Source organism: Oleiphilus sp. HI0061 (genome assembly GCF_001635675.1).
On the sequence record NZ_LWFE01001011.1, the window covers coordinates 1 to 5217 of the forward strand.

Genomic DNA, 5217 nt, shown 5'->3' on the forward strand with positions numbered 1-5217 from the left:
GCGATACCCACACGCTGCTTCATACCCCCTGATATTTCGTCAGGACGCTTATACATAGCGTGATCCATATGAACCAAGTGAAGATTATGTTCTACCCACTCTTTAGTTTCTGCTTTTGACTTAGTTTTTCCGAATACTTGCTTAACGGCCAGCTCAACATTTTCATACGCCGTCAACCACGGCAATAGAGAATGATTTTGGAAGACAACGGCCCGCTCAGGTCCTGGTTCTGTCACTTCTTTGCCGCTAAGAACTACACCGCCATTGGTTGCCTGATGTAGGCCAGCGACAACGTTCAAAACGGTTGACTTACCACAACCCGAGTGTCCGATAAGCGATACAAACTCGCCCTTTTTAATTTGTAAACTCACGTCCTGCAGCGCTGTGAACGGCCCCTTTGGTGTCGGAAAGACCATATCTATATGACTAATATCTAATAATGCGCTCATAATTCTATCCTCAATAAATTCAATCGTATTTCGTTACTTGTAGCTGTTCGGGCAGGTTAAGGCTTAAAGGCCTTTATTATCCCAAGACACTCGCTTTTGTATTTGTAACATTGCGCGATCTAACAAGAATCCGATAAAACCAATTACAACGACTGCTGCCATAATTCTACTTAGTGAATCTGAACTACCATTCTGGAATTCATCCCAAACGAACTTTCCAAGGCCTGGGTTTTGGGCCAACATTTCTGCGGCGATCAACACCATCCATGCGATACTTAAGGACAAGCGCATTCCGGTAAAGATCATCGGTACTGATGCAGGTAAAACAATTTTCTGAACATGTTTCAGAGCAGGTAATCGCAACACCTTACTTACGTTGACCAAGTTATCATCAATGGATGCAACACCCACTGACGTATTGATCACCATTGGCCATAAGCAGCAAAGTGTTACGGTGATCATCGAAACAATAAAGGACTTGGCTACCAGTGGATCTGACGAGACGTAGAGTGCACTCACCAAGATTGTCACCAAGGGTAACCAAGCCAAAGGAGAAACAGGTTTGAACACCTGAATAATCGGGTTAACAGCCGAGTTCAGTGTTTTATTCAGGCCAATGGCAATGCCTAGGGGAATCGCTATCGCTGCAGCCAATAAGAAGCCAGAAGCGACCGTCTTTAAGCTGGTAAAGATCTGATCGAGGAAAGTTTCTTTCCCGGTATACGCTCTGATTTTAGGCACATAAGATGGATCTTCAGCCACTCGTGCCGCATTTCTTTTCTCTTGCCTTTCGTAGAAGGCTTGCTCTTTAGTCCGCTCGGAAACGTGCTCATCATATAAAGAGACGAACTGCTCCATTACCATCGCGGGACCCGGAAACTGCCCCAAAGAAGTTTTAACACTCTGTGCGGCTGCCGCCCAAATAATGAGAAATACCGCAATACCTGCCATGGGTATTGCCAGAGTCTTCGCTGCCATCGCACCAAACTCTAATACCTTATCCAACCAAACAATTGGTTGTTCTATATCGTCCTTAAGAGATGTCGCCGTTGACATAATCTTCTGCTCCTGCTTAAAGCTACTTCAGTTAACTGACGACTCTCGTTCTAACAAACATTGAGAGCCGATCAAGATAAATCTTTCTTAGACAAACTTCGTTATCAGCAGTCAGACAACAAACCCTGGTTCAGGCCAGCATTTGTCGTCCGACATATGTAATACTCTTTAGATCTTGTCGCCTGATTTCAGACCAATTGAGAACTTCTCGATATACTTGTTTGGTTGTGTACCGTCATAAACAATGTTATCGATAAAGTGCGTTTGTGGGTCACGGTAGCCATCTTCAGTAGAGAAGTCTGGGAAGTCAGCCGCTTTCGCTTTACCTTCTTTGATCAAAGACTGCGCCGCACGTGCATAGATATCAGGACGATATACTTTCTTCGCCAAATCTTTGTACCACTCGTCGCTCTTATCTTCAGAGATCTGACCCCAACGACGCATTTGCGTTAGATACCAGATAGCATCTGAGTAGTATGGGTAAGTCGCGTTATAACGGAAGAATACGTTGAAGTCTGGTACTGAACGCTTATCGCCTTTCTCGTACTCAAAAGTACCCGTCATACTGTTTGCAATAACGTCATAGTCAGCACCAACATAGTTAGGTTGTGACAAGATCTTAACCGCTGCTGGACGGTTAGCATTGTTGTTAGCATCTAACCACATCGCTGCACGAATCATCGCTCGCGTTAAACGAACTGTCGTATTCGGGTATTTCTCAGCAAATTCTTTAGTAATACCAAATACTTTCTCTGGGTTGTCTTTCCAGATCTCGTAATCAGTCACTACTGGCACACCGATACCTTTGAATACGGCCTGCTGGTTCCAAGGCTCACCTACACAGTAGCCATAGATCGTGCCGGCTTCCAAGGTAGACGGCATTTGTGGTGGAGGTGTTACTGATAGCAAGGCATCTGCATCGATCTTACCTGTCGTGTCACCCTTATGAGGCGCGTAGTAGCCAGGGTGAATACCGCCCGCTGCTAACCAGTATCTTAGCTCATAGTTATGAGTCGAAACCGGGAATACCATCCCCATGTTAAAAGGCTTTCCATCTTCCTTGTACTTCTCGACAACTGGCTTCAGCGCATCAGCTTTAATTGGGTGAACAGGTTTTCCATCAGCCATCTTTGGAATATTTGGCTTCATCTGTTCCCAAATATCATTTGAAACGGTGATCGCATTACCATTCAAATCCATTGAGAAAGGCGTAATGATATGAGCTTTAGTTCCATAACCCATCGTCGCTGCAATAGGCTGTCCCGCTAGCATATGTGCACCATCCAAGCGACCGTCAATTACGCCATCAAGCAAGACCTTCCAGTTAGCTTGAGCTTCAATTTTGACGTACAGGCCTTCATCCTCAAAGTAACCGTTTTCATAGGCGACAGCTATTGGCGCCATGTCTGTTAGTTTGATAAAACCGAAAGTTAACTCCTCTTTTTCCGGATAGCCTAATTTCTCTGCATGCGCCGCGCCGCTAGTCATACCAACTGCGACACTTGCGCTGATTACTGTTGTCATCGTTGCCGTTTTTAACGATTTAAACCACTTCATAAAACGCTTCCTTTATATCAATGAATCAATAATAAACTTTCAAAAAATCCAAAAAAAAGGCGCCCACCGATTAGTCGCCTCTAATGAGACCACTAACTGATGAGCACCTTTGCTCGTTCAAACCTGACCGCGCCATTGCGATCTTGTTTGATGTCTTTCTGATCGCCGTTGATAGAAAGACATTATGTTTTGTTTCATGAACGCCTTGCGTTCGTAGATATACCAGTTAAAGCACAAGCCGTGCCAACTTTTTATACCTTATATATCAACTACTTGACAATATCACGCAGAAATACGACCCATTTCAGTGCACCAAGCACTTACTAACGACTTGCTTTAGGGCTACTCGACATCACCCAATAAGGAAAACACATCAATAATGCTTTCAGCCACTTTCACAATCGGCTGCCCCTTATCCATCGCCAACTTTCTAAGAGAGGTATATGCCTCATCTTCACTCAGGCCCTTCTGTTTCATCAACAAACCTTTAGCCTTCTCTAAGGTCTTTCTTTCGGCCAATTTGGTTTTTGTCGTGTTTAATTCCTTTATTAAACCTTGCTGCTCATGAAAACGAGCTACTGCGATATTAATAATTGAAGGCAAGCGCTGTGGCTGTATATCATCCACAATAAAAGCACTGACACCGGCCTTCACCACCTTCTGAACCAGCGGCGGCGCATCCTTTTCTGAGAAAACAATGACGGGAAGCGGCATGCGCTCTCGAAGTTCGACCAGTTGCTGTAAAGTGTCTTCGTCGGGCAAGTCCATGCCCACCACAAGAATATCAGGCTGATGCTCCTCTGCTTTCTCCAGCATAAGACAAGCATCTGTGACAGTCTCGATTATCGGATAAGCGTTTTCGCGAAGAGCTCTGCGTAACAACGCAGCTCTTGAATCCAGAGGGTCAATTAACAGTGCGCGTTCTTTTTGAGAGAGCCCTGTATTTGAGATAACAGCTCTAGTCATACGACACCACCTTATTCATAAATTCAGACACAACTAAGTATGAAATACTCATTCCCTTCTGGCATAGGTCTGATAAATATTAAATGGTAAAAAATAGAGGGTATAAAAAGGAGCGAGCCTGTCAAAAGTACAGGCTCGCAATCAAGTCCTAGCTAAACCTAGCTAACCTCGATCATTTGAACAGTGCCATCAGGTAATACTTCATGCATATGACCTTTAGGCTCATCCAAGAACTGAACCAGAGCCAAGCAAGCCACCGCAGCACCTGCAATCACCATAAAGAAGGTCGATGCATCAACAAAAGAATAGACCGTCAGGAAGGTCACGCCACCCACGTTGCCATAGGCGCCAACCATACCTGCAATTTGGCCAGTCATACGACGCTTAACCAGTGGCACCATTGCAAACACTGCACCTTCACCAGACTGAACGAAGAAAGAACAAAGCAATACCGCCGCAACCGCTAATGGAATCATCCAGGTGCTATCAACTAGCGATAGAATCAAGTAACCGACCGTCAAACCAGCAATCAGAATAGTTAAGGTTTTCTTACGACCAAACTTATCTGACAAATAACCACCAGTTGGGCGCGCCGCCAAGTTCATCAATGCGAATGCACCCCCCAATAAGCCAGCCATAACAGGCGTTAGATCGAAGGTTTCCATAAAGAATGCAGGTAACATTGAAACAACTGCCAACTCTGAACCAAAGGTAACGAAGTAAGCCCAATCTAGAATAGCCACTTGCTTAAACTTATACTGGTCATTTTCTGGCAAAGAAGTATGTAGATGTTCTTTGTTCACTTGATAGATTGAGTGCATTTGGAAAGCAAACAGACCAGCGAGCACCCCCCATAAAATGTTTGCTGTTGTTGCCGATAGTAGACTTACACCCGCTGGAGATAGCTTCCATGTCAAAACAGCCAAGGCAATATACATAGGCACATTCATCGCGATATAGAACCAGAAATCACGCTTATTACTTACTTCCAAACCACCCGATTTCTTTGGCTTAAAGTAAGTCGAACCTTTCGGTGTATTACGAACATTTTTGTAAAAGATCATGCTATAAACAAAAGCAACAACACCTGTTGTTGCGATAGCATATCTCCAACCATCATCACCACCATATACGTAAGCTGCTACCGCTGGAAGAGTCCATGCTGCAGCTGCCGAACCGAAGTTACCCC

Annotated in this window: 5 protein-coding genes; all 5 read right to left on the reverse strand. The window is 44.5% G+C overall.

All coding sequences use genetic code 11. From position 1 onward, the window contains the following. Positions 1 to 449, reverse strand: a 449-nt coding sequence (locus A3735_RS12320) for an ABC transporter ATP-binding protein (RefSeq protein WP_156499639.1), incomplete at its 3' end; no start/stop codon positions are given. Positions 450 to 512: 63 nt separating this feature from the next. Next, a complete protein-coding gene (locus A3735_RS12325) occupies positions 513 to 1427 on the reverse strand; it encodes an ABC transporter permease (RefSeq protein WP_068567569.1) in 915 nt (304 codons plus the stop codon). Positions 1428 to 1673: 246 nt separating this feature from the next. Next, positions 1674 to 3062, reverse strand: coding sequence for a CmpA/NrtA family ABC transporter substrate-binding protein (locus tag A3735_RS12330; protein ID WP_068515165.1), 1389 nt, complete (start codon positions 3060 to 3062; stop codon positions 1674 to 1676). 342 nt (positions 3063 to 3404) lie between these two features. After that, positions 3405 to 4028, reverse strand: coding sequence for an ANTAR domain-containing response regulator (locus A3735_RS12335; protein WP_068512368.1), 624 nt, complete (start codon positions 4026 to 4028; stop codon positions 3405 to 3407). 158 nt (positions 4029 to 4186) lie between these two features. Next, the coding region (locus tag A3735_RS12340) for an MFS transporter (protein ID WP_068638126.1) at positions 4187 to 5217 on the reverse strand (1031 nt) is incomplete at its 5' end.

What these genes read in the sequence shown, in the direction of transcription:
- A3735_RS12330 (WP_068515165.1), bottom strand. Translation starts at nt 3,062, where the DNA reads ATGAAGTGGTTTAAATCGTTAAAAACGGCAACGATGACAACAGTAATC.
- A3735_RS12335 (WP_068512368.1), bottom strand. Translation starts at nt 4,028, where the DNA reads ATGACTAGAGCTGTTATCTCAAATACAGGGCTCTCTCAAAAAGAACGC.
- A3735_RS12325 (WP_068567569.1), bottom strand. Translation starts at nt 1,427, where the DNA reads ATGGCAGCGAAGACTCTGGCAATACCCATGGCAGGTATTGCGGTATTT.